This is a genomic window from Gracilibacillus caseinilyticus (assembly GCF_022919115.1).
GTDB classification, from domain to species: Bacteria; Bacillota; Bacilli; order Bacillales; family Amphibacillaceae; genus Gracilibacillus; species Gracilibacillus caseinilyticus.
In genome coordinates this window covers 1,304,031-1,318,282 of record NZ_CP095072.1, presented here as the reverse complement: position 1 = coordinate 1,318,282, position 14,252 = coordinate 1,304,031, and the positions used below count along the sequence as shown (strand labels likewise).

Here is a 14,252-nt window from a genome sequence, read left to right as displayed (position 1 = left end):
CTTCCTCCTGAACTTCCACCTTCTTCAAGTGTTTGCTCTCTTCTAACATCCTCTTCCTCCTGAACTTCCACCTTCTTCAAGTGTTTGCTCTCTTCTAACATCCTCTTCCTCCTGAACTTCCACCTTCTTCAAGTGTTTGCTTTCTTCTAACATCCTCTTCCTCCTGAACTTCCACCTTCTTCAAGTGTTTGCTTTCTTCTAACATCCTCTTCCTCCTGAACTTGCTCCTTCTTCAAGTGTTTTTCTCTTCTAACATCCTCTTCCTCCTGAACTTCCACCTTCTTCAAGTGTTTGCTCTCTTCTAACATCCTCTTCCTCCTGAACTTCCACCTTCTTCGGGAGTTTGCTTTCTTCTAACATCCTCTTCCTCCTGAACTTCCACCTTCTTCAAGTGTTTGCTTTCTTCTAACATCCTCTTCCTCCTGAACTTCCACCTTCTTCAAGTGTTTGCTCTCTTCTAACATCCTCTTCCTCCTGAACTTCCACCTTCTTCGGGAGTTTGCTTTCTTCTAACATCCTCTTCCTCCTGAACTTGCTCCTTCTTCAAGTGTTTGCTCTGCTCCACTCCATAACCCCTCTTCCACCTAAACAAGCTCTCCCTACAAAATCCCCCCACCCAACACCATCAAAACATTAAAAAACCCATGCCAGATTACTGCTGGCAGGATGCTTTTGGCGTTAATGGTGATGGCGCCGAAGAAGAAGCCACCTATGCTGAAGGCTAAGCAGCTCAGCCAGGACATACCGAGCAAGGCATGTTGCAGTCCGAATCCGATGCTTGTCAGCAGCACTGCCCAACGTGTACCGAAGCTCACCACGAAGTGACTCAGCAGGAACCCCCTCCAGATGATTTCTTCCAACACCGCATTCATGACAGAGAAGATCAGCATAAATCCTACTATTTCCCAGGAAAAAGAACCGTTTTGCTGCAGAATAAAAGGCAGCAAAAAAGCAAGCCCACTTATCAGCAAGGCAATAAAGAGATAGCTGCGTACACTCGTATCACGGAATCCTGCCCAGATTAAAGGAACACGCACCGACGCTTGCCATTGTGGTCTCTTCCAAAAATTCATCAATGGACGAGTTACCACAACCATAACCAGTATGACAACAATTAAAGATAATCGTTGCAGCAGAATTCGCACTTCAGCGATGGAGATGTCAGCAAGCAAGTGAACATGTATAGCGTGATACAGATAAAATGCCAGTCCGAAGCTTACCACCATTATGGCAAATCCCCTCATCACTTTATCAAAAAAGCACGCACCTGCAGCTAACGCCCACAAACCGATCAGCCATCCATAATCCACAACAAGAACGAGGAAAAAGGTCGAAAATATTAGTAACGCGATCAGTTTTCGCCATAAGGTATCTGCCATCTGTATTCATCCCTATCGGTAAATATTCTGGTATAACGCTTTTCGCCGTTCTTTTTTCATCGTCTTATATATGTTAGGTTCTTTCCTTACGCTTTTTCGTTGATCGTTTTTCTTTTGTTCTTTCCGATAGTCAGCAATATCCGCTCTTCTCTTCAATATTTCCACTGTTGAACTAATCCTATCTTCAACCGGCATCCTCTCAACAAAGGTTCCAAGAGAAGATGCCATCTGATTTGAATCTACTTTCCTGATTGTGTCGTCCATGACTCGAACCTCCTTACAAAATTCATTTTATTCCTATATATATGTCATCGCTCATTATCCGTGTAGACTGTAGTGGATTTTATAGAATGCAAGTCTATGACCTATAGAATCTCGGAACGCTCGTCATATACTGAATTAGTCTACAAAAGTAGGAGTGAATAATAGATGAAACACAATCACATGGATATTCCCGAACGGATCTTATTTATTCTTGGTATGACGTTGTGCGGTGTACTATTGTTTGTGCTTACTGCCGGGGTTGGCGTGGCATTATTGGCATTCTGGGAGGGGGAGAATTAATTGACTAGAAAGAAAAATCCGGCGTTTTCGAAAATGTTGAAGAAATTCCATCATGGTGCCAGGATTTTTGCAGAAGAGTATATACGAGCGGTCAAAAATGGTGCAACAGTTGCGGAAAAAGAAGTTCTGGCTATTGCAAAAGATCGGGAACAACCGGTTGAATCCATGGCAAAAAAATTATTCGGCGCCATCATGCTTGGTGTACTCCATGCAGCAGAGCAAATGATACAATTCGGAATCGCGCTGATCGAAGACTCGAAGCATAAGAATAAATCATAATATGTAAAAAACCAGCCTCTGACTGACTCGAAGGTATACTTTGAGCCAGTCATTGCTTAGTCATTTAATTTCTCTTTATTTATTTCTTGCTCTAAACGATGCTCAATCAAATTCGGATGATAATATTCAATCATTTCGATGCCTGGTTCACTACCAAAATACATGTTGTACCTTTTGTATGGTACCTTATCCTCGGTGTCCTTGAAACGGAGTGAAACCGGCTTCTGGAAAACATCTCGTGCATCCGCTTTATTGAGAAACCCTCCATCTTCTACCTTACGAAAGGATCGCAAACCGAGGGAATTCATCGCTTTACCGATGCCTTCCTGTCGATTGGCCATACTCTCAAATAAATCAGCAGGCACATGCTCCGCATGAACCAGCGCAATGTTGTGTGAGACGATAAAACCACTTTTCTCCCCCATCAATACCGATTCCCTTATATAATACGTTCTTTCCACCTTTTCCTGCCGGATCACCTCGACGACTACCTTCTCGTTTAGAAGTACTTCCAATAAATCGGTAGTACGCCCGTCTGTTACTAACAGTAAATCGAGTAATAAGGCCTGTAATAATTGGCGTGCTTCCTGATCAAATGGGGAATCTATCATACTCTCACCTCCATTAATCCAATTTTGCCAGGCTCAATGTGGCGAACTATTGGTACAATCCTGAGTCGGTAAGGTCATCCCAAAATGCTTGAAACTCCTCCATGTTCAATTGTTGTTCCTTATCAGAAAGTGCATGTGCAGGGTCTGGATGAATTTCGACCATCACCCCATCTGCACCAGCTGCCAGAGCTGCTTTCGCACATGGTAAGAGAATATCCTTTCTGCCCGTGGCGTGACTGACATCCACGAACACCGGAAGATGCGTCTCTTGTTTCAAAATCGGGACAGCTGATATATCCAGCGTATTACGCGTTGCTGTTTCAAACGTGCGAATGCCACGTTCGATTAACATGACCTGGTCATTGCCATGATGCAACAGATATTCAGCTGCATAAATAAATTCTTTAATTGTTGCAGAGAGTCCGCGCTTTAGTAAGACTGGCTTACCGGATTCCCCGATCGCTTTTAATAAATCGAAGTTTTGCATATTACGTGCGCCAATTTGGAAGATATCAATATAAGGCGCTGCAATCTCGATTTGGCTCGGTGTCATGATTTCGCTAATCGTTACTAATTCATGATCGTCCGCTACCTCTTTCATTAATTTTAGACCATCTTCTCCTAATCCTTGAAAACTGTAAGGAGAAGATCTTGGTTTGAATGCTCCGCCACGCATGACCGATACGCCCGCTTGTTTTAATGTGGATGCTACCTTTTCGAGCTGCTCTTTGGATTCAATCGAGCATGGCCCCGCAATCAGCGTATGGCTTTTGCCTCCAATTTCGGTCTGTTTCACCTTAATCACGGTATCTTCACTCTTATGGTCACGGCTCACGAGCAATGCTGATTTCTTTTGTTTGTCACTCAAAGCTAACCATCCTTTCTTTTTTGAATATAGACCGGTTTTGTCGATGGTGTATTATCGATCAGGCTGGCTCGATCGAGCAGGCGCGTGATCTCCACGGTGACCGGTACCTGCAGATGCGAAGAGAGCTGAGACTGCACATCGTTCTCTGTCCATTGATCTGCCTGGTGTGAATCAAGTAATACGTGTAATGCACCTTCCTGTTCTATTACTTTCCATCCTGTTGGAACAGGTGACAGCGAATAGATTGCTTCCTGCAGGTCACTTGCCTCTAACACGTGCTCACGACAATCGATTCGTTCCCGGCTTCGGCCATAGTGCGTCAGCTTCGCCCCGGTTCTACCACAGGGACAGCTGACAGGTTCCACCGTAATGATATCTTCGTTAAAATAACGTAAAAGCGGTGAGGCCTGATGTGTTAGCGTGGTGATGGCCGCAAAACCTTTTTCTCCTTGTGGAACGGGCTCTGTGCCTTCTTCTGATAATACTTCTACAAGGAAATCTTCTTCGACAATATGCATGATGCCATGCTCACACATTGTCGCAATATTAGCTGTTTCTGTTGAGCCGTACATATTAAATACAGGCACACCCCACAGTTTTTCGATATGCTGCCTGCGCTTCTCGCTCATCAATTCGCCTGCCACACAGATGGCACGCAAGGATGGTAAGTCTATACTTGGATCTGCACCTTCTAATCGCGCTGCCTCCGCTAACAGCTCCATCTCCCGTGGTAATCCAGCTAAAACGGTGACAGAAAGCTTCCTGATCAGACTGATGACGCGTGGATAAGGTGTGACGACCGTACGTCCACTAGCAGGGACAACACCTGCGCCAGTCTGCCATGCTGCCTGCTGCATTAAAAATGCTGGTAAAGCTAATGCATAAGGAAAACGGATTAGTATAAGATCTTCTGACGTCAATTGAACGCCACAATCCTTCAGCTGTCTTCCTCCTGTTATTAAATCTTCCTGGGTAAACCAGGAGGCAGCGGGTTTCCCTGTTGTTCCGGTTGACTCATGGTATTGAGCTACTTCTTTGTTATCGACAGCAAGGTGACCAAAAATCCCGGCATCCCGCAGATCCTGTTTCGTTGTTAATGGCAGTGTGGAAAGCTGCTCGATTCCTATCCCTTGGCTGGCGTAAGTGGATAACTTTTTTCTATATAATGGAGACTGTTGTATGCGTGTATACATCTTTGCAAACTTTTCCGACTTTTCTCTGTCCATGTCACTCATGATGGCACCTCCTCTCTCTTCTGCTTCATCGTTACGTGAAAACTCGTTGTGCTTTTCCGAATGTTCGTGGAATGTCATCCCTGATCACAACATCACACGCAATACCAATACGATCCGCCATATGCTGTTTAATTTTGGCTGCCAATTCTGCTTCACTCAGATCCGTACGGAATTTCTCCGCTTCGATCGTTAACGATCCCTGATCCAACAGGAAATGATACCATAACCCTACCTCTGGCAATTCCATTAGAAAATGCTCGATCATAAATGGTGAATAAGCTTCTCCATCAATGTGAAGCATGTGCTCCATTCTTCCGCGCAATTGGAGTACATCCATCACCAAGCCACAGCTGCATCGTGACTTTTGCAAGACACCAAGATCTCCGGTTCGATAGCGTACCATCGGCATACCTTCACGTAATAGTGTGGTGACAACAATTTCGCCGGTACGACCGTATGGCATGACACCCCCGGTATCTGGATCAATGATTTCGACCTTTACGTGGCCTTCCATGATGTGATAACCATTGTGCTGACTGCATTCTACCCCGATAACACCACATTCCGTCGAACCGTAGAAAAAGGAAACTTCACATCCCCACCATTTTTCTAATCGTTCGCGGAAGGTTGCCGAGCATCCTTCACCTGTCAGCCAAATTTTCTTCATCGGGATATCTTCCCCAATTTTAATACCGTACTTTTCGCTCTCTTCTGCTAGGAGTGCAGCATAGGAAGGAGTAGTGGCAAGCACTGTTGCCTGATATTCCTTCATTAATTCCAGCGATTTATCTACGGGCGCCATGTAACCTCCTTTTCCAAGGGATAATATCGCTGTACCGAAGGCGAACTGGAATAACCGTTGAAAACCAAGACCAGGAAGTGCGAACTCGTAAGGTAAGGCAACGGCAGCAACATCATCGGCTTTTTCTTTAAACAGCTCCAAATACTTCGGCATTAAATCGTATACATATTGATCTGCCAACGTATACGCCGTATAAATCGGCTTTCCTGACGTTCCACTGGTGAGGTGAACTTGACCGATTTCTTTTGGATCAACACTCAAAATTTTTTCTTTATCGCCTCTGATCACGTCTTTTTGCAGCATGGGTACGGATGCTAATTGATCAAGGTTCTCCAATTCCGGGGTTGTGAAATCTTTATCTTCCATCATCGAACGGTAATAGGCATTATTTTCCCACACATGGGCGAGTGTGGCATTAACAGCTTTAAGCTGGTAGTCGTCAATTAATTCACGAGGAAGTTTTTCAATTGTTTTTCCTTCATTATCTAATTGCTGATAAAAAGCTTTAAATTGTTCAAGATGAGATGAATGCTCATCAACGGAAACAGTCATCTTATGGGTTTGAAACTTCTTCATTATTACCCTCCATTCCATTTTTCTAGTGGATCTATCACTGCTAGGCTCTTTCTCTATTAGACAATCATACCTAGTTATCAGCTATCCTCCTTCCTTTATGTTTTATGAAATGCAAAAAAGCAGAATTTGACTCGGACAAAGATGTATTTTTTTGAAAATAAGGTGTTTAATCCATGCGATTTCTATTAACGCTCATATTGTAAGTAGCATCCGAGGATAGTGGAACAAGGAAAGCAATATATTTGACTATATTTAATAGACTTATAAACAGCTTGAAAGGAGAATCTCCATGACAAAGTTAGAAGAGGGAAGAACGTATTTATTGAAAGGCGTAGATGGTGATAAAAAAGCTGTAAAACGTGCCTATGAAATTTTTTCGTCGCTTCGCGGAAATGGGGCTAGCGACGCACTGATTGAAGCCTATTATGGCAGCACACTGGCACTATTGGGACGAGATGCGACAAAACCTATTGAAAAAGCAGATAACGCACAGGAAGGGTTGGATTCATTGAATCAGGCTGTTTCAATGAATCCAGATCATAAGGAAATTCGATTACTACGATCTAATGTTTGTTTGCATTTACCAGACTCTTTCTTTCAATGCTCTTCTATCGCAATCGAGGACTATGCCTATTTACTCGATCATTACAAGAAGAACCCGAACTACTTATCTGAACAACAGGTGCAAGATATGTATAACGAATTACACGACGCTTTTCATCAAATCGAACAGTCCGATCAAGCCAAACGTGTACTAAAGCGATTAACAGAATTGGTAACAAAGTAAGAGAGGCTATAGAGGGAATCGCTTAACAATCCGGTATGGTCCAACAAACTTTGGAAAGGACATTCCATCATTGTAGCTATGACCTGAAGGGAGGTGACACATATGTCAAAAGATGTGATAAATGGTGTGGTGAAGGAATTTAGAGATCAGGTCACTCCCCTTGTTGAATCCGCTTTAAACACTGGCACCAATCATTTTAGTCAAGAAATCAGGAAAGTGGTACAGGTTAACAGTCAATCGCCAAAAGAGTTCTTAATAGAAACGTCCGCAACTCTTAAAAAAGGTGCCATCGAAGCTGGAAGAGAATTGTTAACGAAAGGAATCGAGCAGTTAGAAAAGAAAAAGTAGAAAAAGTGCCTGTCAAAGCCGATTCCGTTCGGCAATGACAGGCACACATCAGTAAAAAAGATATGATCCTTGAGAGGGATCATATCTTTTTTAAGTGTAAATTTAAACAGCTTTCGCGCTGATTTCCACGTCCATATTGCCATTAGTTGCTCTAGAATATGGGCAAACCTTGTGAGCAGCCTCTACTAAGTCTGATGCCTCTTCTTGAGACACTCCTTCAATTTCTGCATGAAGCTTAGCAGATAAACCAAAACCTCCAGCGTCCTTACCAATGCTCACTTCAGCAGTTACTTTAGACGTAATTTTTTTCTTCTGTTGCATTGCGACCATTTGTAAGGCGCTGTCAAAGCAAGCAGCATAACCAGCAGAGAATAATTGCTCTGGATTGGTAGTGCCTTCTGCCTCAGTTCCTCCAAGTCCCTTTGGCATAGAAAGAGAAAGATCTAATGTTCCATCTGAAGAAGTAACCTTCCCTTGACGTCCACCTTCAGCAGTTGATTTTGCCGTATAAAGTGCGTTTCCCATTTAAACAACCTCCTATTACTATTTTAATTGTGCGCGATTAAATTGTACACAATTAAAATAAAGGAGTCAAAAGAAATAATTTTTGCTATAATGACGATAGGAGTGATGAACGATGACAGATCAGATTATAAAATTAGAAGATCAATTATGCTTTTCGCTATATGCTACAACACGAGAAATGACGAAGCGATACCGGCCATTACTAGAGGAACTGCAAATCACGTATCCACAATATTTGGTTCTATTAGTGCTGTGGGAAACAGATGGTATTTCCGTAAAAGAATTAGGGAAGCGGCTTTATTTAGATTCAGGCACCCTTACTCCGATGCTGAAGCGGATGGAGGAGAGTCAGTTACTCGCCCGTAAACGATCTGCCACAGATGAGCGGAAGGTAGTGGTCACATTAACAGATAAAGGGCACGAGGCAAAAGCCAAGGCAGTCTGCATACCTGCTCGCTTATTAGAAAATGTCGACGGAGACCCAGCTGAGATTGAGCAATTGAAGCAAACGTTAATGAAGATGTTGGAGTCCTTGCATGAGTTGAATGAAAAAGGGTTGTGATGCAGAAAAAGCAGGATACGAGATGGCCTGCTTTTTTAGTACGGTATGATTGCATAAAATTTTAAGTTTTCGTCCTGTTTTCTAACATGAACAGCCAAGTCCACGCGGGCGCCCAGAAACTAGGAAACTTCCTGCATCGCCCTACGATAAAGAAGATGAAGTTGAGTTCATATAATATGGATTATGTTAACAAAGGCTGTATTGCAAAATGGTCGTTTTGATATAGTTTATCTGCTTAGCAAAGCTCCGGAAATATGCCCCGCAGGACGCGAAGTGGTTGGCTGGAGCGGTATTCCAACAAACGAATCATTTCAAAATAAACACGAAGCAGTTGACATAATCCATATTATAGGTAGTTGTATATAATTTAATTCCGGTCTTTAAAATATACTAATCTCTGGTACTGTTATTCTTTTTAGTGGCTTTTCTATAATCATCAAACAACATTAATGTACAATAACCCAAGGCAAAGATGAAAACATAATAGGCATTTATCCAATTCACTTTAAATAGTAAATCTGAAATGATAATAACAGAAAAAACGATCCAATAAGGAATTTGTCCTTTTACACTAGCTTTAATGCTCATTATTACGCTCCTTTATATACTCTAAGCGCTGTATATGAAGTTATTATAATAGTAACAAGTTTGGATAAAAATTACAAACCTTTATTTGTTGTTTGTGAGTGTTGAATGAGCTTTTATCTTGATTACTCACTTGAATAAGTTGTATACATACGAACGTTAGTGAGACCCGAACGGTTTAGTTATTCACATGATATCGCCCAATTGGTACGACAGACGGAGAGCCTGATACAGGGTCATCGATTACCGTACAATGCAGTCCGAAAATATCTTTAATCATAGTATGTGTGATCACCTCGGAAGGCGATCCCTCTGCTACCAGCTTTCCTTCATGAAGCGCATAAATATGATCCGCATAGCGTGCCGATAAATTGATATCATGAAGGACCATGACGATCGTGGTTCCGAGTTTTCGATTAAGATCGGTTAATAGATCAAGAATGTCGACTTGATAGGTAATATCCAGGAAGGTCGTCGGTTCATCAAGAAACAAGATATCGGTTTGCTGTGCCAGTGCCATGGCAATCCAGACTCGCTGACGTTGACCACCAGAAAGCTCGTCAATATTATGATTGGCAAAGCGGGTGATATCCATCAGATCCATCGCTTCTGCTACAGCTTCATAGTCTTTTTTTGTCCATCCAGTCATTAAAGATTGGTGAGGGAACCTTCCTCGTCCGACCAAATCGGCAACAGATATGCCCTCCGGAACAATTGGGGATTGTGGTAATAGTCCTAAGACACGCGCCAGCTGTTTGGTTGGAATTTTGTTAAGTTGCTTGTCATCAAGGGTAATGTCACCAGATATCGGCTTAATAAGTCGTGCCAGTGTTTTCAGCAAGGTAGACTTATCACAGCCATTTGCTCCGATAATCACACTAATTTTATTGCTGGGGATTTCAAGGCTGATATCATGAATGATCGCTTTTTTGTCATAGCCGGCAACGATTTGGTCTGCCTTGAAAGTATGTGTTTGTTTCATTATAAATCTCCCTTTCGATTCATTCGGATTAGCAAGTAGATCAGGTAGGGAGCTCCGAGTAACCCGGTTATGATTCCTACAGGATACCTGACTTCAAATGCAAATTGGCCAATCAGATCTGACGCCAGCACCAGATTCACCCCAACAAGCCCCGCTGGAATTATATTAGAGAAGCCTACACCAACCAGTCTTTTGGCAATTGGTCCGGAAAGGAAAGCAACAAAAGCGATCGGCCCCGTGATCGATGTGGCCAAAGCAATCATACAGACAGAACTCAGAATCAGCGCAATCCTTGTCTTGTCGGTATGGACGCCAAGAGAAGCAGCTGTTTGTTCCCCAAGCTCCAGCATGCTTAGATGTTTTCCGAGCAGAATAATGATCGGTGAAAAAATCAAGACGGTTAACATAAGTGGCGGAAGCTCATCCATTTGCGATCCATTTAAACTGCCATTCAGCCATCGGAGTGCAGCAGGAATATCCTGTTGATCACCGATTAATAAAACATAAGAAATGAAGGCGTTAAGCATGGCCTGAATCCCTATTCCGACTAAGATTAACCTACCAATCGAAAAGGATTTTTCCTTAGATAACATATAAATAATCAGTACGGTAATCAGCCCAGCCACAACCGATGCAATCGATACGACCGCATTGCTTGTATGCAAGACAACGATACAAAAAACCGCTGCCGCACTCGAACCGGCAGTGATTCCGATGACATTCGGATTTGCCAGAGGATTACGTAACATCGTTTGGAAGGTGTTCCCGGCAATCCCGAAGGCAAAACCAGCGAAAAGCCCTGCCAGCATTCGTGGCAGACGTATCGTATTAACCGCAAAAGAAGCACCCTGAATGTCCTCACCTGATAAGACGCGGATCACATCCTGAATCGGATAAATTGTATTTCCAAGTAAAAGCATGGCACATGCAAGTGCACATGCAAGTACCACCAGGAAACTGGTAACCAGTATCCAGCGTCGTCGTCTTTGACGTATGCCTGTCATAATAAATGTAATAGATTCATTCTTCATATTGCACGCACTTTCGCTTTCATAGCTAATATTATCAGTATGGGCGCGCCGATAAAGGCAGTCACTACGCCGACTTCAAGTTCTCCCGGACTGCCTAGCAGCCTGCCACATACATCTGATATAGTTAAAATAATCGCCCCTGTGAAAGCAGACAATGGTATAATATAACGTTGATCACTGCCGAGTATCAATCGGATGACATGTGTCGATAACAGTCCGATGAATCCAATCGGTCCTGCCAGTGCCGTTGTTGCCCCACATAAGACTACCCCGGCAAATGCAGCGACTAGTCTAAGCACTCCCGTTCTGACACCCAATCCAGTTGCAACCTCATCCCCCAGTGCCAATGCGTTAAGAGCGGCAGCAGATACTATCCCTATGGTAATGCCAATGACGAGAAAAGGAATGAAGGTGGAAATGTTGCTCCAACTCGACGAACCAACACTTCCGACTTGCCAGAACCGGAATTGATCCATGACATAAGAGCGCGGAATCATAATCGCAACGACGAGTGAGGAGAGGGCGGCACTTGTAGCAGCACCTGCTAAAACAAGTTTAAGAGGCGTAGCACCGCCACGCCCCATCGAACCAATTCCGAATACAAAAATTGCCGTAATGACTGCACCAGCTAAAGCAAACCAAATATATTGATTTGCCGTAGAGATGTTAAAAAAGGCAATACCGCACACAACGAACAAAGACGCACCTGTGTTTATACCAAGTATACTCGGGTCTGCAATCGGATTACGAGTGACTGCCTGCATCAGCGCTCCAGAAACACCAAGCGCTGCACCGCAGAACAAACTGAAAATAGTACGCGTAATGCGTTGGCGCACCACATTGGCATCATAGGTGTCTACTTCTGGACGAAACAATCCATCCATCAGTTCATTAATTCCCACCAATCGCGAGCCAAAAGCCAGTGATAATAAGATGCAGAAACCGAGCAAAACAAAGCATAAAACGAGAACCTTTGTGAAGTGTTTCGGAATATATCGATTCAGCTCTTTCCCTTTTGTTTCTACTAAATTATTCATCGATTTTGCTGATAGCTTCTCCAATTAATTCAAGATATTGGTCAATCGTGTACTCGATGGAAAGTGGATTCGGGTTTCCAGACGCTGCTAAAGGAGTACCGTTACCAATAAATACAACAGAGCCGCGTTCAATTGCTAGAATTTTGCCAAGTAGCGGGTCAGCTTTTATTGCTTCATATAAGTCTTCGCCACCATATCCAATAATAATATCGGCATCGTTTAGCACATCCGCATTTTCTGCGCTTAATTTTAACGAATAGCTAGATTCATCTTCAATCTGATTTGTGACACTTTCAGGATACTCCATTCCTAACTCAATTAGGAAACCACCACGTGGATCTGTTGGTGTATAAAGATGCAGCTGTGACATGTCATCCGCTGAGAAGTTCACCCAGACCACTTTCTTACCGTCGGTTTTAGGATATTCGCTTGCTTTTTCCTGGATTAATTGTTCGGTATCAGCGATAAGTTGCTCTCCTTCTTCTTCCATGCCCAGACCTTTTGCATTTAACAGCACTTGTTCACGCCAAGTTGTTACCCACGGACCAGACTCATAGGCAACTACAGGAGCGATTTCACTTAGAATATAGTAGTCTTCTTGTGTAATACCTGAGTAAGCAGCAAGGATTACATCCGGGTTAGTATCGGCAATCGCTTCAAAATCAAGTCCATCTGTATCTTGGAATACATTAGGATCTTCTGCACCTAATTCATCCAGTTTCTCCTTTGTCCAAGGTAAAAGGCCACTATCGTCCTGAACACCATAGTTAGCTGCTGAGAAACCTACAGGTACTACTCCAAGTGCAAGTGCTACATCGTGGTTCGCCCATTGAATAGTAGCGACACGTTCAGGCTTTTCTTCAATAACTGTTTCACCAAAAGCATGCTCGATTACGATAGGGTATTCAGAAGCTGCTTCTTCGGTATCATTAGATTCTGTTTCCGTTTCATCTGCATTTGCTGTATTGTCATCAGAATTAGCAGTCTCCTCATTATCAGATGAACAGCCAATTAGCAAGAACATCATCAACGTAAAAAGTAATAAAGAACTTAGTGCGAGTTTTCTTTTCATTTACATCCCAACCTTTTATGTAGTTTAGTTTTATGAGGAAGATAGTACGAACGTCACAACGAAATAAATACTATGCATTTCCTCCTTGATAGTAATTTTGAATTATTTGATAATGATTATCATTATTAGTGGTATGCGAGCGCTTTACATTTGTCAATGATAAATATTGCCAAAACAGCCCTAAAAATAGTAAATAGAGCCTATTTCGATTTTTTGATCAAAATCTAACATTAATAATTTCCTGTTAATCCATTTAACGGTAAACGAAAGAAAATGATTGAGAAAAAGGAAGTTTTATAGAATGAGTAGACTAGAAGGTAAGGTAGCATTAGTAACCGGTGGGGCATCTGGAATCGGTCTTTTTAGTGCGTGTTTTATGACAAAAACGGAGCGAGTGTTGTCATCGGAAATTATTACTGGAGGGCGCCGAGGCAGATGCGAAAAAGATCGAAGAAAACAGCGGCCGTGCATCCACGATTTTACCCGGTGCCTCTATTAAAGAAACATTGGAATATACCGTTAAAACATATGGAAAAATAAATGTGCTTTTTAATAACGTTGGATTAACAAATCTGCAAAAAGACTTAGATGTTGTCAACATGGATCTAGATGAATGGAACCGTCTATTGCAGATTTTAATCAATTTATCCAGCAGGGGAATTAAACATCAAGCTATGGTAACCCAATAGAGGCTGCAGTAAAAGATTTTTAGCCCAATTAAAAGCCGAAGCTAACACGTAATCTCAGCAAACAAGATTCGTGCTAGCTTCGGCTTTTTTCTTATGCTGTGAACATCAGTTGAGAACTACAACACTACGTATGCTTTAAGCGATAGAGTGCCCCAATCGGCCAAAAGCCCCTCAAATCAAGCGCGTATTGATCGAAATAGCCTTCTTGAGCCAATTCAATCTTTTACATGCACACCATTAAAACTCAGAATCCCTGTAGGTCTCATCAACAATAAAACAGTACCATGTATATCTGGATTGTTCGTTTCCGTCCCGGTCTC

The 14,252-nt window shown here is 42.6% G+C and carries 17 protein-coding genes and 1 pseudogene; 5 read left to right on the top strand and 13 right to left on the bottom strand.

What is annotated here, in order from left to right:
* Positions 1-146: 146 nt before the first annotated feature.
* The 3 genes from MUN88_RS06405 to MUN88_RS06395 all read right to left on the bottom strand — a co-directional run bounded on the left by MUN88_RS06405 (position 147) and on the right by MUN88_RS06395 (position 1,643).
* The gene (locus tag MUN88_RS06405; protein WP_244722343.1) at positions 147-308 is read right to left on the bottom strand and encodes a hypothetical protein; all 162 of its coding nucleotides are present in this window, start codon (positions 306-308) and stop codon (positions 147-149) included.
* A 291-nt stretch (positions 309-599) separates the two neighbouring features.
* Positions 600-1,379, bottom strand: a complete 780-nt coding sequence (locus MUN88_RS06400) for a CPBP family intramembrane glutamic endopeptidase (protein ID WP_244722335.1) — start codon at positions 1,377-1,379, stop codon at positions 600-602.
* A gap of 12 nt (positions 1,380-1,391) precedes the next feature.
* Positions 1,392-1,643, bottom strand: a complete 252-nt coding sequence (locus tag MUN88_RS06395; RefSeq protein WP_244722333.1) for a hypothetical protein — start codon at positions 1,641-1,643, stop codon at positions 1,392-1,394.
* A 165-nt stretch (positions 1,644-1,808) separates the two neighbouring features.
* Between MUN88_RS06395 and MUN88_RS21645 the strand changes: the two genes are divergently transcribed.
* Together MUN88_RS21645 and MUN88_RS06390 are read left to right on the top strand one after the other, a co-directional pair.
* Positions 1,809-1,943, top strand: a complete 135-nt coding sequence (locus MUN88_RS21645; protein ID WP_256463980.1) for a hypothetical protein — start codon at positions 1,809-1,811, stop codon at positions 1,941-1,943.
* The gene (locus MUN88_RS06390) at positions 1,944-2,222 is read left to right on the top strand and encodes a hypothetical protein (protein ID WP_244722331.1); all 279 of its coding nucleotides are present in this window, start codon (positions 1,944-1,946) and stop codon (positions 2,220-2,222) included.
* 56 nt (positions 2,223-2,278) lie between these two features.
* On the opposite strand, the gene MUN88_RS06385 is transcribed toward MUN88_RS06390, so the two are convergent.
* The 4 genes and pseudogenes from MUN88_RS06385 to MUN88_RS06370 all read right to left on the bottom strand — a co-directional run bounded on the left by MUN88_RS06385 (position 2,279) and on the right by MUN88_RS06370 (position 6,314).
* Positions 2,279-2,833 (bottom strand): 4-hydroxybenzoate synthetase, encoded by a 555-nt coding sequence (locus MUN88_RS06385; protein WP_244722329.1) that lies wholly within the window; start codon positions 2,831-2,833, stop codon positions 2,279-2,281.
* A gap of 46 nt (positions 2,834-2,879) precedes the next feature.
* Positions 2,880-3,707: pseudogene (locus MUN88_RS06380) on the bottom strand (bifunctional 3-deoxy-7-phosphoheptulonate synthase/chorismate mutase); the annotation flags it as partial.
* Complete coding sequence (locus tag MUN88_RS06375; protein ID WP_244722327.1) at positions 3,704-4,936, bottom strand: phenylacetate--CoA ligase family protein; 1,233 nt, start codon at positions 4,934-4,936, stop codon at positions 3,704-3,706. The gene MUN88_RS06375 and the pseudogene MUN88_RS06380, both read right to left, overlap by 4 nt.
* 31 nt (positions 4,937-4,967) lie before the next feature.
* A complete protein-coding gene (locus tag MUN88_RS06370; RefSeq protein ID WP_244722324.1) occupies positions 4,968-6,314 on the bottom strand; it encodes a phenylacetate--CoA ligase family protein in 1,347 nt (448 codons plus the stop codon).
* Between the two features lie 289 nt (positions 6,315-6,603).
* On the opposite strand from MUN88_RS06370, the gene MUN88_RS06365 reads away from it, so the two are divergent.
* Positions 6,604-7,101 carry a hypothetical protein gene (locus MUN88_RS06365; RefSeq protein WP_244722322.1) on the top strand — a complete coding sequence of 166 codons (498 nt, stop codon included), beginning with the start codon at positions 6,604-6,606 and terminating at the stop codon, positions 7,099-7,101.
* A gap of 102 nt (positions 7,102-7,203) precedes the next feature.
* Positions 7,204-7,449, top strand: a complete 246-nt coding sequence (locus tag MUN88_RS06360) for a hypothetical protein (RefSeq protein ID WP_244722320.1) — start codon at positions 7,204-7,206, stop codon at positions 7,447-7,449.
* A 102-nt stretch (positions 7,450-7,551) separates the two neighbouring features.
* Here the strand turns inward: MUN88_RS06360 and MUN88_RS06355 are convergent, their stop codons facing one another.
* The gene (locus tag MUN88_RS06355) at positions 7,552-7,974 is read right to left on the bottom strand and encodes an organic hydroperoxide resistance protein (protein ID WP_244722318.1); all 423 of its coding nucleotides are present in this window, start codon (positions 7,972-7,974) and stop codon (positions 7,552-7,554) included.
* A 112-nt stretch (positions 7,975-8,086) separates the two neighbouring features.
* On the opposite strand from MUN88_RS06355, the gene MUN88_RS06350 reads away from it, so the two are divergent.
* Positions 8,087-8,536 (top strand): MarR family winged helix-turn-helix transcriptional regulator, encoded by a 450-nt coding sequence (locus MUN88_RS06350; RefSeq protein WP_244722316.1) that lies wholly within the window; start codon positions 8,087-8,089, stop codon positions 8,534-8,536.
* Between the two features lie 390 nt (positions 8,537-8,926).
* Here the strand turns inward: MUN88_RS06350 and MUN88_RS06345 are convergent, their stop codons facing one another.
* From MUN88_RS06345 to MUN88_RS06325, 5 genes are all read right to left on the bottom strand, one after another.
* A complete protein-coding gene (locus MUN88_RS06345; protein WP_244722314.1) occupies positions 8,927-9,124 on the bottom strand; it encodes a hypothetical protein in 198 nt (65 codons plus the stop codon).
* Positions 9,125-9,299: 175 nt separating this feature from the next.
* Entirely contained in the window at positions 9,300-10,103 is an 804-nt protein-coding gene (locus tag MUN88_RS06340; RefSeq protein WP_244722312.1) for an ABC transporter ATP-binding protein, read from the bottom strand.
* Positions 10,103-11,134: a FecCD family ABC transporter permease gene (locus tag MUN88_RS06335; RefSeq protein WP_244722305.1), complete on the bottom strand. Its 1,032-nt coding sequence runs from the start codon at positions 11,132-11,134 to the stop codon at positions 10,103-10,105. The genes MUN88_RS06340 and MUN88_RS06335 overlap by 1 nt, the downstream gene beginning before the upstream one ends.
* The gene (locus MUN88_RS06330; RefSeq protein ID WP_244722296.1) at positions 11,131-12,171 is read right to left on the bottom strand and encodes a FecCD family ABC transporter permease; all 1,041 of its coding nucleotides are present in this window, start codon (positions 12,169-12,171) and stop codon (positions 11,131-11,133) included. The genes MUN88_RS06335 and MUN88_RS06330 overlap by 4 nt, the downstream gene beginning before the upstream one ends.
* Positions 12,164-13,243 (bottom strand): iron-siderophore ABC transporter substrate-binding protein, encoded by a 1,080-nt coding sequence (locus MUN88_RS06325; RefSeq protein WP_244722295.1) that lies wholly within the window; start codon positions 13,241-13,243, stop codon positions 12,164-12,166. Before MUN88_RS06325 ends, MUN88_RS06330 begins: the two co-directional genes overlap by 8 nt.
* Between the last annotated feature and the right edge of the window lie 1,009 nt (positions 13,244-14,252).

Bases quoted from the DNA above. Each gene is read 5' to 3' on its own strand.
- MUN88_RS21645 (WP_256463980.1), top strand. From the start codon at position 1,809: ATGAAACACAATCACATGGATATTCCCGAACGGATCTTATTTATTCTT.
- MUN88_RS06365 (WP_244722322.1), top strand. From the start codon at position 6,604: ATGACAAAGTTAGAAGAGGGAAGAACGTATTTATTGAAAGGCGTAGAT.
- MUN88_RS06345 (WP_244722314.1), bottom strand. From the start codon at position 9,124: ATGAGCATTAAAGCTAGTGTAAAAGGACAAATTCCTTATTGGATCGTT.
- MUN88_RS06340 (WP_244722312.1), bottom strand. From the start codon at position 10,103: ATGAAACAAACACATACTTTCAAGGCAGACCAAATCGTTGCCGGCTAT.
- MUN88_RS06335 (WP_244722305.1), bottom strand. From the start codon at position 11,134: ATGAAGAATGAATCTATTACATTTATTATGACAGGCATACGTCAAAGA.
- MUN88_RS06400 (WP_244722335.1), bottom strand. From the start codon at position 1,379: ATGGCAGATACCTTATGGCGAAAACTGATCGCGTTACTAATATTTTCG.
- MUN88_RS06355 (WP_244722318.1), bottom strand. From the start codon at position 7,974: ATGGGAAACGCACTTTATACGGCAAAATCAACTGCTGAAGGTGGACGT.
- MUN88_RS06330 (WP_244722296.1), bottom strand. From the start codon at position 12,171: ATGAATAATTTAGTAGAAACAAAAGGGAAAGAGCTGAATCGATATATT.
- MUN88_RS06385 (WP_244722329.1), bottom strand. From the start codon at position 2,833: ATGATAGATTCCCCATTTGATCAGGAAGCACGCCAATTATTACAGGCC.
- MUN88_RS06375 (WP_244722327.1), bottom strand. From the start codon at position 4,936: ATGAGTGACATGGACAGAGAAAAGTCGGAAAAGTTTGCAAAGATGTAT.
- MUN88_RS06350 (WP_244722316.1), top strand. From the start codon at position 8,087: ATGACAGATCAGATTATAAAATTAGAAGATCAATTATGCTTTTCGCTA.
- MUN88_RS06395 (WP_244722333.1), bottom strand. From the start codon at position 1,643: ATGGACGACACAATCAGGAAAGTAGATTCAAATCAGATGGCATCTTCT.
- MUN88_RS06325 (WP_244722295.1), bottom strand. From the start codon at position 13,243: ATGAAAAGAAAACTCGCACTAAGTTCTTTATTACTTTTTACGTTGATG.
- MUN88_RS06405 (WP_244722343.1), bottom strand. From the start codon at position 308: ATGTTAGAAGAGAGCAAACACTTGAAGAAGGTGGAAGTTCAGGAGGAA.
- MUN88_RS06360 (WP_244722320.1), top strand. From the start codon at position 7,204: ATGTCAAAAGATGTGATAAATGGTGTGGTGAAGGAATTTAGAGATCAG.
- MUN88_RS06370 (WP_244722324.1), bottom strand. From the start codon at position 6,314: ATGAAGAAGTTTCAAACCCATAAGATGACTGTTTCCGTTGATGAGCAT.